Source organism: Zooshikella sp. RANM57 (assembly GCF_050749885.1).
GTDB lineage: Bacteria > Pseudomonadota > Gammaproteobacteria > Pseudomonadales > Zooshikellaceae > Zooshikella.
The window spans coordinates 938304-955894 of the sequence record NZ_JBOIUB010000001.1 but is presented as its reverse complement, the minus strand read 5'-3'; the positions used below and the strand labels follow the sequence as shown (position 1 = coordinate 955894).

Sequence of the window (17591 nt, the reverse complement as noted above, 5' to 3'; positions counted from 1 at the left end):
ATTTATAACTCGCTGTTGTTAAGTTAAATTCCTAATTAGTTATTACAATGGTCTAAGTGATCCATTCGTATCTTAACCACCTGCCCATTCACATCATTTAAAGCCTCAATTGCTTTAATCGCACTATTTACTGCACGCTCTTTTACTTTGTGCGTTAGCATAATGATGGCTGCAAATTGTTCGCCTTCAAGTACTTCTTTCTGAAGAAGCGCTTCAATATTAATACCCTCTTCACTAAGGATACGCGTAATTTGCGTCATTACCCCAGGATGATCAGCAGCACTCATCCTTAAATAAAAGGCTGTTTCCGTTTCACCCATTGGTAAAACAGTAAGCTCATCTGACAATGGATGCTGGTAACCTAAGGCAGGCATATGGCTGGGTGACTCAATTGCACGCGCAATATCAATAATATCGGCAATAACTGCAGAAGCCGTTGGTTCTGCACCTGCTCCAGCCCCATAAAACAAGGTGGGACCAACTGCATCAGTATCAATCAGTACTGCATTCATGACTCCATCCACATTAGCAAGTAGTCGCTTTTCTGGAATTAATGTGGGATGTACTCTCAGCTCAATGCCTTCTTTTCGGGCACGTGCAATACCTAAGTGTTTTATGCGATAGCCCAGTTCATGAGCATACTGAATATCTTCCGAGGTGATACCACTGATACCTTCTGTGTAGGTTTGCTCAAACTGCAAAGGGATACCAAAAGCAATTGATGCAAGGATAGTAAGTTTGTGAGCAGCATCGATTCCTTCAACATCAAATGTAGGGTCTGCTTCAGCATAGCCAAGCGCTTGTGCTTCACCTAACACATCAGTAAAACTACTGCCTTTTTTCTCCATAGCGGTCAGAATGAAGTTCCCTGTACCATTGATAATACCAGCTACAGTATGAACTTTATTGGCTGCCAGACCTTCTCGAAGTGCCTTGATGACAGGAATACCGCCTGCAACAGCCGCTTCAAATGCTACCTGAACCTTATGTTTTGACGCTTCAGCTAATAACTCATTACCATGGACAGCAATCAACGCTTTGTTCGCTGTCACGACATGTTTACCTGACGCAATCGCACGTGAAACTAATGATTTTGCAGTATCACAGCCACCAATTAATTCAACTAAAATATCGATCTCTGGATTATCTGCTACTGCAAATACATCTTCGGTCACCGAGACATCCGAAGTATCACAGTTGGGATTAGGACGACGCATTGCAATTTGTGCTACCTCAATGGGTCTCCCCACTCGCTGAGCAATCAAATCCTGGTTACGCTTCAAAACATTAAATGTACCGCCACCTACAGTGCCCAGGCCACAGATACCTATCTTTATGGGTTTCAAACTCCACCCCCATTCACCCAATCAATTTATTAAGCATAGAGTCTTCATACTTGATAAAACCAAGTTCATGGCTTCAAGCATGCCTTGCCTTGGTAAATTCCAGCACGAACTCATCTAGCAGAAAAAGTAAAGTTGCTGCCATTACCAGCAAAAGGGAAATTATTTTACGCTGACCAGCGCTCAGTTCCTAGAGCTTAGCTGAAGTCAAAGAGGAAAACGAGAGCTCCCTGGTGAATAGTCACAGAACTAACACCAGGTAATCTAAGAGAAGAGACCAAAAATGGATTAATTTTAGTCTTGAATGCACTCATTTTAGGTGCGTAATTGCACATCTAAAGCTACTTAGCAACACCTAACATCTTAGCTAGCTGATCTGCAGGGCGATAACCAGGAATCATACTACCATCAGCCAAGAACAGCGCGGGAGTTCCATTAACACCAAGTTGAACCCCAAGTTTAAATTCTTCCAAAACAGGGTTGTCACATTTATCCGCCGTTATTTTCTCGCCATTCTTCGCTTGGGTCATAGCCTGCTGACGATCCTTCGAACACCATACAGACTCCATTGTGGCAAATGCTGGAGATTGCTCACCACCCCGAGGAAATGCCATATAGCGAACCTCAATGCCCATTTCATTTAGCTGAGGTACTTCTTTATGGAGCTTACGGCAGAATCCACAGTCAACATCAGTGAAGACTGTAATATGTGCTTTTTTCTTACCTTTAGGTGAAAAAACAACCATTTTCTCTTCAGGGAAGTTTTTTAATAATTTGGCTACTTCTTTATTACGCTCTTTAGCCGTTAAATTAGTAACTTTCTTGCCTTCTAGCTTTAGTAAGTCACCACGAAATACATAGTTACCATCAGCATTACTATAAATAATCTGATTTCCTGCAAGGGTCACCGCATAAACGCCTTTTACAGGACTTTCTTCTACTTTTTCTACTTTGACATTCTTATCAAGGGCTTGAAGATTAGCTGTTATTTTTGCCTTTACGTCCTGTCCTGCAGCAGCCATGCTGCTACCCAGTACTAGCGTTAAGCCAATCAGAGACTTACGAAACAACGTCATAGGGTTCCCCATATGATTTACTTGTGTTTATTTCATACTGAGAGAGGGAAATACACCTTTTGGTTCCCTCCATAGGCCCGCAGTATATCACCCTCTTGGATGATATGCTTGATGTAGCTTTTGCAATCGTAATTTAGCGACATGAGTGTAAATTTGGGTTGTAGATAAATCACTATGACCAAGGAGTAACTGAACTGCTCTCAAGTCAGCGCCATGATTTAATAAATGTGTCGCAAATGCATGTCGAAGCGTATGAGGTGATATATCACCTGTAATATTGGCTTCTATGGCATACTTTTTCACCCTGTGCCAAAAAGTCTGTCGTGTCATACGCTGACCTCGAGCACTCGGGAAAACGATGCTTGTCTGCCCTGCTTTACATAGTTGCTCCCGAACTTCATTAAGATAACGAACCAACCAATAGTGTGCTTCTTCACCCCAAGGTATCAGCCGTTCTTTGCCACCTTTGCCCACAACACGCACAGCACCAAGCGACATAAACAACATTGGGATTTCCAGCGCCACCAACTCTGAAACTCGAAGTCCTGAAGCATACAGTAATTCCAGCATAACCTTATCACGAAAGCCGATAGGCTCATCTAAATCGGGGGCTTGTAATAATGCTTCAACCTCCTCCTCACTTAATACCCCAGGTAATTTCCTGCCCAGTTTTGGCATTTTTAGCGCCTGAACGGGATCATCCTGTATTCTTTCATTTAATAGCAGAAACTTAAAAAAAGCTCTCAATGAAGATAACAACCGAGCAGAAGAACGTGCACTCATACCTCCTGCGGTTCGTAACGCCAGATAATCCTGAATGATTACACGACTGACAGTAGTAAGTGACTGACTTTGCTGTTCAAGCCAATAAGTAAAATGAACAAGATCACTTTGATAAGCAGCCCTACTATTGTCCGATAGACCTCGTTCTAGCCATAAAAACTGAATAAACTCATTAATGAGCATTTGATGTGCTGAGCCAAGAGGTTTCATCAAGCCTGCCCGTGGTTAAAAATATGTTCACTCATAATATTCCCTCAAAAAAAGTCGCAGCAAAATTAAACAGTATGTACAGCATATCAGAGTGTATTCTTAACCCAATGTTTCCATCACTAGGTTCAGTTTACAAAAAAATGAACAACGCTTATGATGTCGTTTATTAACCTTTAGTCACAAGAAAAAAGTCATAGTTTGAGGGTAATAGGAAGTACCTCAACAAAATAAAAGCTAAATCATTTAAACAGAAAGCCGCACAATATACCTATACAAGAAACGGTATAAACGGTTATACCTGTGCTCACGTCATTGGAGCCCAAAGCATCATGGAGCGACAACGCTTACGTTATCATCTGCCCAAACGATTCTCAGCCAATAAACTTCAACAGTTACTCAATGCTAAATATCAGATTAACCAGCAAGCATTACCCTCTCAAACGCTGATTTTTTATGATACCTTTGAGTGGCTTCTTTGGAAAAAAGGCTTGGTTTGCTGGTATTTTCAAAATCAACTTAACTTACAACAGCGAGATCTCTTCAGTTCACCTTACGATCTTTATACATTTGACCGTCTTGAATTACCTTCTCCACCTGAAATACTCAATATACCGCCATCAACTTTTGCCCAAAAAGTGCAAAAAATTATTAAAGCGCGGGCATTAACACCAACAGTAGAAGTCCAATTTGCTTCAACACTTTTGGACTGTAAGGATAGTGAAGGAAAAACAAGATTAAGGCTTCAACTCGACACACTTCAGTCTCAATCACAGCCTAGACATAAAGTAAAGTCCTTAATTGTACAGCCATTAAAAGGCTATACAACAGATGCCCACTTTTGCCAGCAATTGCTCACTCAAAACCAGTGTGAGCAAACAAGTAAAACCCTTCTTGGCGAAATGGAAACGCATGGGCTCATTCAACCTAGTCACTACTCCATTAAGCCTACATTCAACCTAACGCCAGAGCTATCCGTTCAAGAAGTCATTGCAAAAATCACCTCTCAATTACTGACGCTTGCCCGACTTAATGAAACAGGCATTGTTAATGATATTGATATCGAGTTTTTACATGACTACCGAGTTGCCCTCAGAAAAATCCGCTCACTTATTACCTTGTTAAAGCATGCATTTACCACTGATAAGTTTAATGAATTAAAAACCTCTTTTGGTGAACTGGGCAAACAAACTAATATACTTCGAGACCTTGATGTCTATTTAAATCATCAGGCTGACTTTACTCAGCTTTTACCCGATAGCTTACAACCAGGACTTAACGTCCTCTTTACTGACTTTGAACAAGCACGCGCTCAAGAGCAAAATAAAATTAAGAAACACCTCAAAAGTCGTAATTACCTAAAAAAAATCAAACAACTGGAAACACAGTTTCAATCTTCAACTTCTTTATGCCACGGTCCTTTGGCCAATGAACCTATTATTAATGTTGCCAAAGAGCGCATTTATCGCCAATACCATGTCATCCGAAAAAAAAGTAAACGTATAACACCAGAGACGCCAGATGAGTATGTCCATGACATTCGAATAGCATGCAAAAAACTACGTTACCTTCTGGAGTTTTTTTCAGACTTATTCCCAGAAAATGAAATTACAAAACTCGTAAATGCTTTAAAAAAATTACAGGATCACCTTGGTCTATTTAACGATTTATGCGTTCAACAGGCTTTTCTTCAAGACTATTACTATAAACAACTCAAAAAAGCGCATCATCCTACAGAAGAAAATTATCAACTTTGTTTGTCTGTAGGAGGCTTAATAGCCGTACTTTATCAAAAACAATTACAAGCACGAATCAAGGTGACTGACCACCTTTCATCATTCATAGACAAGGATGTCAGGCTACAAATAAGCCATCTTTTTAGTACCGCTGAAGGAGAAAAACATGAAAATACTTGCGAGCTACAGCATTAAAGGTGGTGTAGGTAAAACAGCTACATCTGTTAACCTTGCTCATTTAGCGGCAACTCATGGTTATAGAACATTGCTATTTGATTTAGATCCTCAGGGCGCATCTTCTTTCTATTTTAGAGTACGACCATCTGAAAAATGCAAAACAAAATTTTTCTTCAGCAAAGAAAGAAAATTGCAAAAAAATATCAAGGCCTCCGACTTCCCATACTTAGATATTCTACCCGCAAAGTTGTCTTTCCGTAATTTTGACATCATGTTAAATTACATGAAAAAATCAACTACTCGCTTACATAAAACACTTTTGACACTAAAAAAAGAATATGATCTTATATTAATTGACTGCCCACCAAGCATCAGTTTATTGTCTGAAAATGTGTTTAATGCCGCCGATAAAATTCTCATTCCATTAATACCCACCACCTTATCAGAAAGAACACTTCAACAGCTAACCACTTTCTTTTCAACACATGGCTATCGAAACAAAAAGCTCATTCCTTTCTTCTCAATGGTTCAGTCTCAAAAAAAACTACATAAAGATGCAATGACCAGGCTACGCAAACAGTATCCTCGCTTATTAGAAGCAAGCATTCCTTTTTCAGCTGATATTGAAAAGATGGGAGTTCATCGCGAGCCTGTTACTGCCTTTGCAAAGGAAACAACAGGTGCACAAGCTTTTATGGCATTGTGGGAAGAAGTTGAAAGTAAACTAGCGTGCTCAAAAGAAAAAAGAGCCCTAAACGTTTAGTCATTAGTATTAATGAGATCAATTAATAGAGTAGAGATAACAAAAAGCAGCCTTATCGGCTGCTTTTTGTTGGCAAGTTGCACTAAGTGGAAACTTAGGACAGCTTTTCCTTGATACGTGCAGCTTTACCAGAGCGCTGACGTAGGTAGTACAGCTTCGCTTTACGTACATCACCACGGCGCTTAACAGACACGCTATCAATGATAGGGCTGTAGGTCTGAAAAACACGCTCAACACCAACGCCATTAGAAATTTTACGTACTGTAAAAGAAGAGTTTAAACCACGGTTACGCTTAGCAATAACCACGCCTTCAAACGCCTGTAGACGTTCACGGTTACCTTCTTTTACTTTAACCTGAACAATAACAGTGTCACCTTGCCCAAATGCAGGGACCTCTTTGTTCATTTGTTCAGCTTCGATCTGCTGAATAATTTTATTCTTGCTCATGATCTACTCCTAGATACAAACTTCCAACCCATTACTAGTTAATTGGATGTTTGTGGCTGTCTAGCATATTCGGTAAGAAAGCCATCCAATAACTGTTGTTCTTCTACAGTTAGTGTCCGCGCTTTCATAAGCTCAGGCCGCCGCAACCACGTACGTCCCAGAGCTTGTTTTAACCGCCACCGCTTTATTTCCTGATGATTACCACTTAATAGCACATCAGGTACGCTTAAACCGGCAATTTCTTCCGGACGCGTATAATGTGGACAGTCCAACAAACCATTGCTGAATGAGTCTTCAAGGGCGGAATCCTTGTGACCTAGGGTGCCCGGTACAAAGCGTGAAATGGTATCAATTAAGACCATAGCAGCTAACTCGCCACCACTCATTACATAATCACCAATCGACCATTCTTCATCGACTTCAGTGGCAATTATGCGCTCATCAATACCTTCATAGCGCCCAGCAACCAAAATCAACTTCTGACTATCCGCTAAATAGCGAACGCCATCTTGATCCAGCTTTCGCCCTTGAGGCGAAAGATAAATGACTTTAGCGCCAGGCCCTGCAGCACTTTTTGCTGCATGGATAGCATCACGCAGAGGTTGAACTTTCATCAACATGCCGGGACCACCGCCATATGGTCGGTCATCCACAGTTTGATGTTTATCATGGGTAAAATCTCTTGGGTTCCAGAAGTTAACTTCTATTCCACCATTTTTTACCGCTCTTCCTGTAACGCCATGTGCTGTAACAGCAGAAAACATTTCAGGAAAAAGACTAACAACACCAAACCACACCTTTAAAACTCCGGATCCCAATCGATCCGTAATACACCTTGTGTGAGGTCAATACCACACACAACCTGCTTTTCCAAATATGGAATTAAGCGTTCACGCTGATCAATACTGCCTTCGCAAGGCTTAACAACGAGTACATCGTTAGAACCTGTACTTAACAAATGATCAACTTTCCCTAACAACAGTGGCTCAACACTGTTATCACTGATACCAGTGACTACATTTAAGCCTTCAAGCTGATGCCAGTAAAATTCACCTTCATCGAGCTCTGGTAATACTGTCTTAGGTACCAGGATTTCTGCACCACAATACTTATGCGCTTGCTCCCGGTCATCACAGCCTACAAAGTGGGCAATTAGGCCTTTGCCTTGACGCTGGCCACGGTCAACTCGAACAGATAACTGCTGACCTTTGAGCTTCAGTGTCCATTCCGGATAATTCAAAATATTAGTGATCGGATCAGTATGAGAATAAATCTTTAACCAACCTTTAACACCAAATACTGAAGTCACCTTACCTATTTCAATAAAGGATGACGATGTATTGGACTGACTCACTGACAACTCCGCCTAAACCTCACTAAATGGCCAGATTACGCCTTTGCAGCCTCTTTCAGCAACTGAGCTACACGGTCAGAAGTTTGTGCACCTTGGCCTAACCAGTAACTAGCACGTTCCTGGTCAACCCTTAGACGCTCAGCTTGACCACGAGCAATTGGGTTAAAAATACCAATACGTTCAATAAACCGACCTTCGCGAGACTTACGAGAGTCAGTCACTGTTAAATGGTAAAAAGGGCGCTTCTTAGAACCGCCACGGGCTAAACGAATCGTTACCATTGGACTTCGCTTCCTAGATCAATGGCGTAGAACACCACTGGTTGATTCAACAATCCAATTCGAGCACAGTGCCCGAAAGGGCGCATATTCTACGGAATATCAAGAGGGATGGGAAGAGCTATTCTACTAATTTCTTCCTATCCCATTCACTGCTGATGAATCAGCAGTTTTTTCATCAACTAAACCAAAGGTATAGAATCAGAAACTTTTTTAAACTAGCCACTTACTCATACAGGTTAGACCACATGTATATGTACGATTAAAGTAGCTGCTCACTGAGTTGTTACATGTTTTGGAAGTTACATGTATTAGAAATAGTTACATACCTGGGAATCGCCCACCACCAGGAGGCATACCACCGCCGCCCATTCCACCTTTCATGGCAGATAAGCCTCGCATAAGCTTCGTCATGCCACCTTTCCCTGACACTTTTTTCATCATCTTTTGCATTTGCTTATGCTGCTTGAGTAACCGATTAACATCTTGAATCTGTGTGCCGGAGCCTGAAGCAATACGGCGCTTACGTGAGCCATTAATAAGGTCAGGATTTCTTCGCTCTGCAGGCGTCATAGAATTAATGATCGCTTCCATCTGGATCAGCGGCTTTTCATTAATATTTTGATTAGCCATCTGCGGCATTTGCCCCATACCAGGCAGCTTATCCAGCATACTGGTAATACCACCCATATTCTTCATTTGCTGAAGCTGATCACGAAAATCTTCTAGGTCAAACCCTTTACCTTTTTTCAGTTTTTTCGCAAGACGATCTGCTTTCTGTTTATCAAGCTTTTGTTCCGCCTCTTCAATCAGCGAGAGAACATCCCCCATCCCCAAAATGCGGGAAGCAACTCGGTCAGGGTGGAAAGGTTCCAACGCTTCAGTTTTTTCACCAACCCCCAAAAACTTAATAGGTTTACCTGTAATATGTCGAACAGAAAGTGCAGCACCACCTCGAGCATCACCATCAGCTTTGGTCAATACAACCCCAGTGAGTGGCAATGCATCATTAAATGCTTTTGCTGTGTTTGCTGCATCCTGACCTGTCATGGCATCTACCACAAACAAGGTCTCAATAGGATTAATCGCTGTATGCAATTCACGAATCTCATCCATCATATTTTCATCAATATGAAGACGACCCGCAGTATCCACAATGACTACATCAAACTGTTTCTGCTTGGCAAACTGAATTGCGCCTTCTGCAATCGCAACGGGCTTTTGTTCAGCGTTTGAAGGAAAGAATTCAACAGCTACCTGCTCTGCAAGTGTTTCTAGCTGTTTGATTGCGGCAGGACGGTAAACATCAGCACTGGTTACCAAAACCTTTTTCTTCTTACGTTCTCTTAAGTGCTTAGCTAGTTTTGCGACAGTAGTGGTTTTACCTGCCCCTTGCAGACCCGCCATCAGTACTACTGCAGGAGGCTGAACAGAAAGATTGAGTTCATCACAGGCTGAACCCATAATTTCGATAAGCTCAGACTGCACAATTTTGACAAACATCTGCCCAGGACTGAGGCTCTTCTGAACCTCTTGTCCAACCGCCCGCTGCTTGATTTTTTCAACAAAATCCTTAACGACAGGTAAGGCAACGTCAGCTTCGAGCAAAGCCATGCGTACTTCACGCAAGGTATCTTTAATATTATCTTCTGTTAACTTGGCTTTGCCAGTAACATTCCTTAGTGTCTGTGATAAGCGGTCGGTCAGATTTTCAAACATGAAGGCTACCTTAAACGATAATCCTCCCTGCCATGTCACAGACAAATCAGCCTGATATGTAACAATAGTGACTCTGGCGGGAGTTTTTGAATGCTTTCTGCTGAGTATAGGCTTAAGTTTAAGCGATTATACCGTATTATCTGTAGCGGCTGTCCAGTTCCATGGCAACTTCATTTATCAATGTTGTCCAATTAAGTCACTAAACAATACTTTCATCTGCTGTCTCAACATAATATGCTGAGGCACCTTGCTTACGATATGTACTGATCTTTTACGTTTAATCTAAGTACCGTAAGCTGTTTCAGATAGGATAAACCACGTTAGCACAGGATTATATGAACATCATTTTGCCAAGTCTTATTGCAGTATTGCTCTATGCGGCAGGATCTGTCTATCAGGGACGGGCCTTAGTTCAGGGCCACACTATACATAAGCCACTTATTCAAGGCATCGCTTTAACTGCATCAATACTGCAGATGTTAAGTATTTATTTTGTACTTCATACTCAACAAGGTATTGATTTAAGTTATGTCAACGTTGGTTCTTTAATTTCATGGCTAATCATCAATGTTGTACTACTCAGCAGTTTACGAAAGCCCGTTGAAAACCTATTTGTCATCTTATTTCCCATTGCTGCAACGACTATTCTACTGTCTGCTTTTCATCTTTCGCCTACAGATATCAAAACCAACTTATCAGCAGGCATGATATTACATGTGCTATTTTCAGTTTTAGCGTATAGCATTCTAACCATTGCTTTTTGTCAGGCTTTACTTTTAGCTTATCAGGATTATCGGCTAAAACATCGCCACCCTACTGGAATGATCAGGCTATTTCCCCCATTACAAACAATGGAAAGCCTGTTATTTGAATTTCTATGGGCAGGATTGCTCCTGTTAAGCTGTTCACTCTTAAGTGGATTTATAGCATTAGACAACAGCTTTGTTCAGTCACATAAAGCAAGCCTCTCTATTATTGCTTGGTTAGTATTTGCTATTTTACTGTGGGGAAGGCATGCACTTGGCTGGCGAGGTATCACGGCCATACGCTGGACTATTTGTGGTTTCACCTTACTTGTACTCGCTTATTTTGGTAGCAAACTCCTACTGGACCTAATCAAACAAGCTGGATAAACTTCACCACAGTCGTCGGCTAATCGGACGACAGGTGAAGCACGTTCTGTATTACATGAGGTTATTGTTTCTTGGACGACGTACCCCTTAGTTTTTTACTGAGTTGTTTGGTTATTCTTATCCTTCTTTCTGCTTTTTTCTCCAGTTCTGAAACGGGTATGATGGCACTTAATCGCTATCGACTCAGACACTTGGTAAAGCAAAAAAACCGCTCAGCCATACGCGCCCAAGAGCTACTTGAGCGACCAGACCGTTTAATTGGTGTTATTCTAATCGGCAATAACTTCGTCAATATTCTTGCCTCTGCAATTGCAACAGTAATCGCCATTCAACTCTGGGGTGAGGCAGGCATAGCCATTGCCACAGCCATTTTGACACTGGTCATTCTAATCTTTGCAGAAGTCACCCCCAAAACCCTTGCGGCTCTCAGTCCTGAGCGAATCGCGTTTCCTGCATCCTGGATTCTTAAGCCACTGTTATGGCTACTTTACCCTGCAGTGTGGTTAATCAATGGTATAAGTAACGGTCTACTGCGTCTGTTTGGTGTTGATACTTCAGATATCCCTGAAGATCACTTAACAACAGAAGAGCTTCGAACCATTGTTCATGAGTCAGCCGGCAGACTACCACGGCGACGTAAAGGTATGTTACTGGGTATTTTGGATCTAGAAAAAGTCACTGTTAATGACATCATGATTCCTCGTCAGGACATTATTGGTATTGATATAAACAATGACTTATTAACCATCCTGCAACAACTTAGAAACAGCCAACATACGCGTGTACCTATCTACAAAGGTGACATCAACAATGTAGTTGGTATGCTGCACATGCGTGATGCATTACGCTTTTTGAGTCTTGCTGAACCAAGCAAAGATGCATTACTTCAGGAGTCGAAGGAAGTCTTATTTATTCCAGAAAATACACCTCTGCATATTCAACTGTTTAATTTTCAGCAAGATAAAGAACGGATAGGCCTGGTCGTTGATGAGTATGGTGATATACAGGGATTAGCCACGTTAGAGGACATTTTAGAAGAAATTGTAGGTGAGTTTACCACTGGCCTACCGGATAGTAACCTTGACATTATTCCTCAAGACGATGGCTCATATATTGTTGGCGGCTTGACAACCATCCGTGATATTAATCGAACGCTGGCTTGGAAACTCCCAAGCCAAGGACCAAAAACACTTAATGGCCTTATCATTGAATTACTAGAAGTGATTCCTGAAACCAGTGTATGCCTTAAAATTGGCTCGCATAGAATCGAAATTCTAGAAATTCAAGACAATATTATAAAAAGGGCACGACTGACTAATGCCCGAAATCACTAATTAAGCTTTATTACCATTTAACTGAGAATCACCCCATGCATGCTCATCTCTTAACGAGATAGCATGAATGGCTTCTGAGGGATAGGCCCTAGTGATTAAAACTAAAACGTTTATAGTGTGGTAGGTTTAAATCAATGTTGGTCTCAAACACTGTATTCAGTAAATCAGCCAACACGATAGCTGTTAACCCCCATATTTTAAAATCCTGATATTGATAGCTGGGCAGTACAAAATCATGCCCCCCATAGTTAAGACGATCCCAGCCCAAGTTTTGCTTCTTCAAAAAAAATGCTAGCGGTACCCGAAAACAGCACTCCAACTCATCGGGACAAGGTATAAGATGCGTTTTAGGGGGAATCAATCCAACAAATGGTGTTACTGAAATCCCAAAGCGAGAGACAATAGATCGAAGTTGCCCTAGATACTCAACTGACTCTGGAATAATACGAACCTCTTCATGACTTTCACGAAGCGCTGTTTGCCAAAGGTTTTTATCCTGTGGCTCACGCTTCCCACCAGGAAAGGCTACTTCACCACTGTGTGACGATAAGTGATGTGCACGCTGAATTAAGATCAACTCTGGCAAATCAGCGCTCTTAGTAATAGCGATAAGGACACTTGCTTGAGGTAAGTTTACCTGGCTAGAAGGTGGGCTAAACTCTGCTAGTTGATACTTAAGCTGCTCAAGCATATCTGTCATCATAGTTGTTAATCCAGTTTACATTCTTTCTTGAGCCATAAGGCCCATTGTTTTCTTTGTACTCAACTTAAATTTCGTTGATTTTATACGTTAATCTTTATTAGTACTTAATATTAAGCTTCATCAGTCTTAGTATGGTTATCGTGTTTAGCTATTTAGTTGTCGTACTTATTAACAACTCTATAGTGCGCTGCTTTTTTGGTTAACTAAATCACATTTCTTATAAAACCCACCCTATTTTTATTATTTTCTAACCACCTGATTTACCAACTTTTTTATAATACCTAACCGTTTTATAGGCTCTTTAGTCAGAACTGGCACACATATTGAGTGAGAACTAAGCAATATCATGTTGGTTCCGCCGTCAGTAGTATAAATATTAACCAGCACGGATTATCTGACGGACTAGGGCAAAGCCTAGGGATAGATAACAGTATTTTTGGATGTTTCAGGTGAACACATGAAATTAACACTTCCAGATTTTGATCACTTAATGAACTTGGCAAGAAATAAACCAGAAGATCTGGAAAAGCTAAGAAACCAACTGATTGAGAACACCATCCAGTCTGCATCAGAAAATTCTCAACGCAGACTTAGAGGGGTCCAGTTCCAGATCGATATGCATATCCGTAAATCGAATAACCCTATGGCTGCTTGTATTGCAATTTCAGAACTCATGTACAAATCTTTACAAGAGCTTCAGTTATCACTAAACGACCCTGAAACAATCAACGAACGTCTTAAAACAGCTAAGCCAACTTGTGCACCTGCTGATGTAATCTGTATGAATGAAAAACGCAATCTAAAACAAATTAAGCTATAACGCTTGCGTTTCATATCTATCCCATTCCTTTCAGTTTACATTAATAGCAGTTTATACTCATAGCCTCACATTAGGAGCTGAGGCTATGAATTATTGCAGCCACTGCGGTGGTGAAATAACAACAACAATTCCTCAAGGCGACAATCGACCACGCCATGTTTGTACTCACTGTGGCATGGTGCATTATCAGAACCCTAAAATAGTTGCAGGTTGTTTGCCCATTTACCAAAACCAGATCTTACTTTGCCAACGAGCAATTCATCCTCGCGCTGGTTTCTGGACACTACCAGCCGGATTTATGGAACTGAATGAAACTACGCAGCAAGCCGCAGAGCGAGAAACCTGGGAAGAAGCTTGTGCAAAAGTAGAAATTGGTGAGCTTTATACCCTATTTAACTTACCCCATATCAATCAGGTTTATCTGATATTTCTTGCTCAATTAACCCAACCGACATTTTCACCTGGAGAAGAAAGCCTATCCACAGAGTTATTCACTGAAGATACCATTCCTTGGAATAATTTAGCCTTTCCAACGATTACTAAAACACTAGAGTACTACTTCAGAGATTTAAAGCAGGAAAGTTTTACCTTTCGTTCTATTGATATAGCCCCTCATGCCTCATACAAAGAGGTTAAGTAACTGCTTAACGCTTGAATGCAATATCACACAGCTGCCAAACATCAAATGCTGGCTCCTCATAAGGGTGGCTAGCACGTAAAGCCTCAATGGCAGCATAAATATATTCATCATCACACACTAGTTCGACACGGTATTCTTCAACCTGCTCAACCATACCTTGCTGCCCAAGGTAAGGGGCACTACCATCAAGTGGTCGAAACTGACCCATACCTTTTACCTGCCAACAACAACTGTCATAACAACCAATACGACCTGCTCCCACTGCAAATAATGCAGATTTTACTTGCTCAAGCGCTTCTTCAGGGACATAGACACAAAGCTTGTACATACCCACTCCATTTTAAATACGTTTATTATTAACGTTTAGATCAATAATGATTCTTATCACTACAAATGTTTGCTACATAACACATTTGTTGCCTATTAAAAAAGTGTCTAACGGATAAAAAGAAAACTGTAGCCTTAACAGGCTCTCAAGACAGGAAAACAACTCAGGAGAAAATGGCTTAATCAGAAAGGTTTATAAACAAAAAACTTAGCGCTGGGCTACATAATGTCTTCTCACTACCAGGTTAAAAGCATCAACTACTGTAGGGTTAAACTTTGAATTACTGTTACTGTTTATTTCAGTCACAGCTCGCAACAACGTTTTACGAAAGCTCACATCACTGTGTTGATGTAACACTTTCTGATAAGTATCAATAACCGCTAGAATCATTCCCCCAATATTAATTTGATCCTCCTTTAACCCACCGGGAAAGCCCGTACCATCAAAATGTTCATGATGGTGTTCAATCATATCAGCAGCCCCCTGCCAGCCCGCCATTCTTCGTACCAGTCCAGCACCTATGCGAACATGATCCTGATACAAAAGCTGCTCTTCTGGAGTAAGTGTCGTATGCTTGTTCAGCACCTGCCAAGGCACAAAAGCCATACCAATATCATGTAAATAAACAGCTGCACTTAGCTCTTCATGCGATACAACATCACCTAACTCTTTATTAATTTCAGCCGCCATTTTAAGTTGTTCATTAAAAGCAGTCCCCTGTTTAAATAAAAATAACCTATCCAGCTTCACAGCTAATGAATGAAAAAAATCTAAATCAGAGGTTTTAGCATCTTCAACTTCTTCAGGTGGTTCAACCACCACTCGCTGTTTTTTAGGTGCTAACTCAGACTCTTCTCCTCCTACAAGTTGATCTAATAGCTGATTAACAATATCGACTCGACCGCTATCATCAGCTTCTCTAACCTGTAAAATATAGTTTTCTAGGATATCCAGTAAATCTTGGTCAGCTTCACCGGTCTGTAATAATTGTGAAATAAGTTCATCAATACGGCTAATGACCGCCAACATGAACTCCCCATACACTGGCTCATAAGGGTATTTGCCATCCCGAATATCAGAAACAATTTCCTCCAGTTTATGGCTAACATCCACTAAAGGGTCCAAAAACACCATCCGACAATTCCCCTTCAAAGAGTGCATAGAGCGGAACAAGTCATGGACGTCTTCTGGACTGGGAGACTTTTCTAAACGATGACAGCACAACTCAATTTCTTCTTGCGCTTCCTGAAAACAGGTATAAAAGTCAGTCAGGATATCTTGATCTAAATCGGTAAACGTCTCGCAAGTAAACGTAGTCATTGAATAGTCCTGCAACTTGAAGGGATTTGCCTATCATACGACTTTAGAGTTTAAATCTAGCAATGACTGGATTATGTGCCAAATGCTAAAAGTAACCATTAGGCATTAAGGCTTATCGTTATATTGCTATCTTTTATTAGCTTTTTGGGGGAAATGATCCTTTTATGAATATTTTTATATTCCCCAAAATAACTATTCCTTTTTCGATATTCATTATCGAGGCATTATTTTGAGCAGTTTTCCACTCGACTCATCCGTTAACGCATAAATTGCGCCATCAACCCCTACTTCAACATCACGAATACGTGCAGTCATTGCAAACCGCTGCTCTTGTTGAATACGATGATTGGCAACAGGTAAACGGACCAGTAGTTTTGCTTTTAATGCCCCAACCAATAATTGGCCTTGCCAATCTTTGAATAATGTTCCGTAATAAATACTCATTCCTGATGGAGCAATGGAAGGAACCCAATACCATTCAGGAGAAGTCATACCCGGTAGCGACGTAAACTCAGAAATGAGTAAGCCACTATACTCTCGACCATAAGTCACCATCGGCCAACCATAATTCTCTCCAGCCTTCAGTAAATTGACTTCATCACCACCTAAAGGGCCATGTTCATGCAGCCACATCGTATTCGTTTTACGATCATAAACGAGTCCCTGTGGATTTCGATGGCCATAACTGAATATTTCACGGCGTTTATCTGATGACGCACTAAATGGATTGCCCATGGCCGGTTGACCTTTATCCGTTAACCGCAAGACCTTGCCAAAATCATTTGTTAGATGCTGAGCATTACTCCGTTCACCACGATCCCCCACCGTCACATACAATCGATGCTTCACATCAAAAGCAAGCCGAGAGCCAAAGTGATGTGTATTATCTGACACAGCTTTTGCACTAAAAATTGTTTCAAGCTGTGTTAATTTCGGTGGATTAACCGTAATTTTGGCTCGTGCTACAGCCGTTGTATAACCACTCGATAACTCGCGGCTATAGGAGAAATAAACCCAATGATTTTCTGAATAATCAGGGTGCAAAACGATATCGAGTAGCCCCCCTTGCCCCACATAAGCAATGGGTAAATCTAAATTAAACTGGAATATTTTCTTCCCTTGTTTATCCAGAATGACTATTTGTCCACGCTTAAGTGTTATTAATACATGGCTCCCTTTATTCACCCAAGCCATTGACCAAGGGTATTCCAATTGGTCATTAAGGGTAATGATGTGTAATCTATCGTCAGCGTAGAGACCATTCTTAACAAACAACAATATGAAGAATAATATGATAACTCTGAGTGACACTGACATAGTAATCACCTGGCAAAATAGTTATTAAAGCAAGACACTGAAATACTTATACCCTCAGCGAAGGGTACACTTTCAGTCATTATCAAAACCAATAATAAAGGACTATAAGGTA

At 41.0% G+C, this 17591-nt stretch carries 18 protein-coding genes; 6 read left to right on the top strand and 12 right to left on the bottom strand.

Translation table 11 applies throughout. The features are described 5' to 3' along the window. Positions 1–35 precede the first annotated feature (35 nt). The 3 genes from ACQ96U_RS03685 to xerD all read right to left on the bottom strand — a co-directional run bounded on the left by ACQ96U_RS03685 (position 36) and on the right by xerD (position 3412). Entirely contained in the window at positions 36–1346 is a 1311-nt protein-coding gene (locus ACQ96U_RS03685; protein WP_431719880.1) for a homoserine dehydrogenase, read from the bottom strand. 338 nt (positions 1347–1684) lie between these two features. Then, complete coding sequence (locus ACQ96U_RS03680; RefSeq protein ID WP_431719879.1) at positions 1685–2419, bottom strand: DsbC family protein; 735 nt, start codon at positions 2417–2419, stop codon at positions 1685–1687. Positions 2420–2506: 87 nt separating this feature from the next. After that, positions 2507–3412, bottom strand: coding sequence for a site-specific tyrosine recombinase XerD (gene xerD / locus ACQ96U_RS03675; RefSeq protein WP_431719878.1), 906 nt, complete (start codon positions 3410–3412; stop codon positions 2507–2509). 329 nt (positions 3413–3741) lie between these two features. On the opposite strand from xerD, the gene ACQ96U_RS03670 reads away from it, so the two are divergent. Continuing rightward, entirely contained in the window at positions 3742–5340 is a 1599-nt protein-coding gene (locus tag ACQ96U_RS03670; protein ID WP_431719877.1) for a CHAD domain-containing protein, read from the top strand. After that, positions 5312–6085, top strand: coding sequence for a ParA family protein (locus ACQ96U_RS03665; protein ID WP_431719876.1), 774 nt, complete (start codon positions 5312–5314; stop codon positions 6083–6085). The genes ACQ96U_RS03670 and ACQ96U_RS03665 overlap by 29 nt, the downstream gene beginning before the upstream one ends. 94 nt (positions 6086–6179) lie before the next feature. Here the strand turns inward: ACQ96U_RS03665 and rplS are convergent, their stop codons facing one another. From rplS to ffh, 5 genes are all read right to left on the bottom strand, one after another. Next, positions 6180–6536, bottom strand: coding sequence for a 50S ribosomal protein L19 (gene rplS, locus ACQ96U_RS03660; RefSeq protein ID WP_431720130.1), 357 nt, complete (start codon positions 6534–6536; stop codon positions 6180–6182). A gap of 35 nt (positions 6537–6571) precedes the next feature. Beyond that, positions 6572–7330 carry a tRNA (guanosine(37)-N1)-methyltransferase TrmD gene (gene trmD, locus ACQ96U_RS03655; protein WP_431720129.1) on the bottom strand — a complete coding sequence of 253 codons (759 nt, stop codon included), beginning with the start codon at positions 7328–7330 and terminating at the stop codon, positions 6572–6574. Between the two features lie 2 nt (positions 7331–7332). Next, a complete protein-coding gene (gene rimM / locus ACQ96U_RS03650) occupies positions 7333–7887 on the bottom strand; it encodes a ribosome maturation factor RimM (protein ID WP_431719875.1) in 555 nt (184 codons plus the stop codon). Between the two features lie 35 nt (positions 7888–7922). Beyond that, complete coding sequence (gene rpsP / locus ACQ96U_RS03645; protein ID WP_431719874.1) at positions 7923–8168, bottom strand: 30S ribosomal protein S16; 246 nt, start codon at positions 8166–8168, stop codon at positions 7923–7925. 318 nt (positions 8169–8486) lie between these two features. Beyond that, complete coding sequence (ffh, locus tag ACQ96U_RS03640) at positions 8487–9884, bottom strand: signal recognition particle protein (protein WP_431719873.1); 1398 nt, start codon at positions 9882–9884, stop codon at positions 8487–8489. Between the two features lie 335 nt (positions 9885–10219). Between ffh and ACQ96U_RS03635 the strand changes: the two genes are divergently transcribed. Both ACQ96U_RS03635 and ACQ96U_RS03630 read left to right on the top strand, forming a co-directional pair. Further along, positions 10220–11017, top strand: coding sequence for a cytochrome C assembly family protein (locus tag ACQ96U_RS03635; RefSeq protein ID WP_431719872.1), 798 nt, complete (start codon positions 10220–10222; stop codon positions 11015–11017). Between the two features lie 71 nt (positions 11018–11088). After that, positions 11089–12351 (top strand): HlyC/CorC family transporter, encoded by a 1263-nt coding sequence (locus ACQ96U_RS03630; protein ID WP_431719871.1) that lies wholly within the window; start codon positions 11089–11091, stop codon positions 12349–12351. An 88-nt stretch (positions 12352–12439) separates the two neighbouring features. Here the strand turns inward: ACQ96U_RS03630 and ACQ96U_RS03625 are convergent, their stop codons facing one another. Further along, positions 12440–13054 (bottom strand): NUDIX hydrolase, encoded by a 615-nt coding sequence (locus ACQ96U_RS03625; RefSeq protein ID WP_431719870.1) that lies wholly within the window; start codon positions 13052–13054, stop codon positions 12440–12442. 457 nt (positions 13055–13511) lie between these two features. Between ACQ96U_RS03625 and ACQ96U_RS03620 the strand changes: the two genes are divergently transcribed. Further along, positions 13512–13874 (top strand): DUF3135 domain-containing protein, encoded by a 363-nt coding sequence (locus tag ACQ96U_RS03620; protein WP_431719869.1) that lies wholly within the window; start codon positions 13512–13514, stop codon positions 13872–13874. A gap of 85 nt (positions 13875–13959) precedes the next feature. Beyond that, complete coding sequence (locus ACQ96U_RS03615) at positions 13960–14514, top strand: NUDIX hydrolase (protein ID WP_431719868.1); 555 nt, start codon at positions 13960–13962, stop codon at positions 14512–14514. A gap of 4 nt (positions 14515–14518) precedes the next feature. On the opposite strand, the gene ACQ96U_RS03610 is transcribed toward ACQ96U_RS03615, so the two are convergent. The 3 genes from ACQ96U_RS03610 to ACQ96U_RS03600 all read right to left on the bottom strand — a co-directional run bounded on the left by ACQ96U_RS03610 (position 14519) and on the right by ACQ96U_RS03600 (position 17479). Further along, positions 14519–14842 (bottom strand): NGG1p interacting factor NIF3, encoded by a 324-nt coding sequence (locus ACQ96U_RS03610; protein ID WP_431719867.1) that lies wholly within the window; start codon positions 14840–14842, stop codon positions 14519–14521. 207 nt (positions 14843–15049) lie between these two features. Next, the gene (locus tag ACQ96U_RS03605) at positions 15050–16162 is read right to left on the bottom strand and encodes an HD domain-containing phosphohydrolase (protein WP_431719866.1); all 1113 of its coding nucleotides are present in this window, start codon (positions 16160–16162) and stop codon (positions 15050–15052) included. Positions 16163–16375: 213 nt separating this feature from the next. Further along, entirely contained in the window at positions 16376–17479 is a 1104-nt protein-coding gene (locus ACQ96U_RS03600) for a PQQ-dependent sugar dehydrogenase (protein ID WP_431719865.1), read from the bottom strand. Positions 17480–17591 lie beyond the last annotated feature (112 nt).

Excerpts from the sequence above, each read along its gene's own strand:
- ACQ96U_RS03680 (WP_431719879.1), bottom strand. The coding sequence starts at position 2,419 with ATGACGTTGTTTCGTAAGTCTCTGATTGGCTTAACGCTAGTACTGGGT.
- xerD (WP_431719878.1), bottom strand. The coding sequence starts at position 3,412 with ATGAAACCTCTTGGCTCAGCACATCAAATGCTCATTAATGAGTTTATT.
- ACQ96U_RS03670 (WP_431719877.1), top strand. The coding sequence starts at position 3,742 with ATGGAGCGACAACGCTTACGTTATCATCTGCCCAAACGATTCTCAGCC.
- ACQ96U_RS03665 (WP_431719876.1), top strand. The coding sequence starts at position 5,312 with ATGAAAATACTTGCGAGCTACAGCATTAAAGGTGGTGTAGGTAAAACA.
- rpsP (WP_431719874.1), bottom strand. The coding sequence starts at position 8,168 with ATGGTAACGATTCGTTTAGCCCGTGGCGGTTCTAAGAAGCGCCCTTTT.
- ffh (WP_431719873.1), bottom strand. The coding sequence starts at position 9,884 with ATGTTTGAAAATCTGACCGACCGCTTATCACAGACACTAAGGAATGTT.
- ACQ96U_RS03635 (WP_431719872.1), top strand. The coding sequence starts at position 10,220 with ATGAACATCATTTTGCCAAGTCTTATTGCAGTATTGCTCTATGCGGCA.
- ACQ96U_RS03625 (WP_431719870.1), bottom strand. The coding sequence starts at position 13,054 with ATGATGACAGATATGCTTGAGCAGCTTAAGTATCAACTAGCAGAGTTT.
- ACQ96U_RS03620 (WP_431719869.1), top strand. The coding sequence starts at position 13,512 with ATGAAATTAACACTTCCAGATTTTGATCACTTAATGAACTTGGCAAGA.
- ACQ96U_RS03615 (WP_431719868.1), top strand. The coding sequence starts at position 13,960 with ATGAATTATTGCAGCCACTGCGGTGGTGAAATAACAACAACAATTCCT.
- ACQ96U_RS03610 (WP_431719867.1), bottom strand. The coding sequence starts at position 14,842 with ATGTACAAGCTTTGTGTCTATGTCCCTGAAGAAGCGCTTGAGCAAGTA.
- ACQ96U_RS03605 (WP_431719866.1), bottom strand. The coding sequence starts at position 16,162 with ATGACTACGTTTACTTGCGAGACGTTTACCGATTTAGATCAAGATATC.
- ACQ96U_RS03600 (WP_431719865.1), bottom strand. The coding sequence starts at position 17,479 with ATGTCAGTGTCACTCAGAGTTATCATATTATTCTTCATATTGTTGTTT.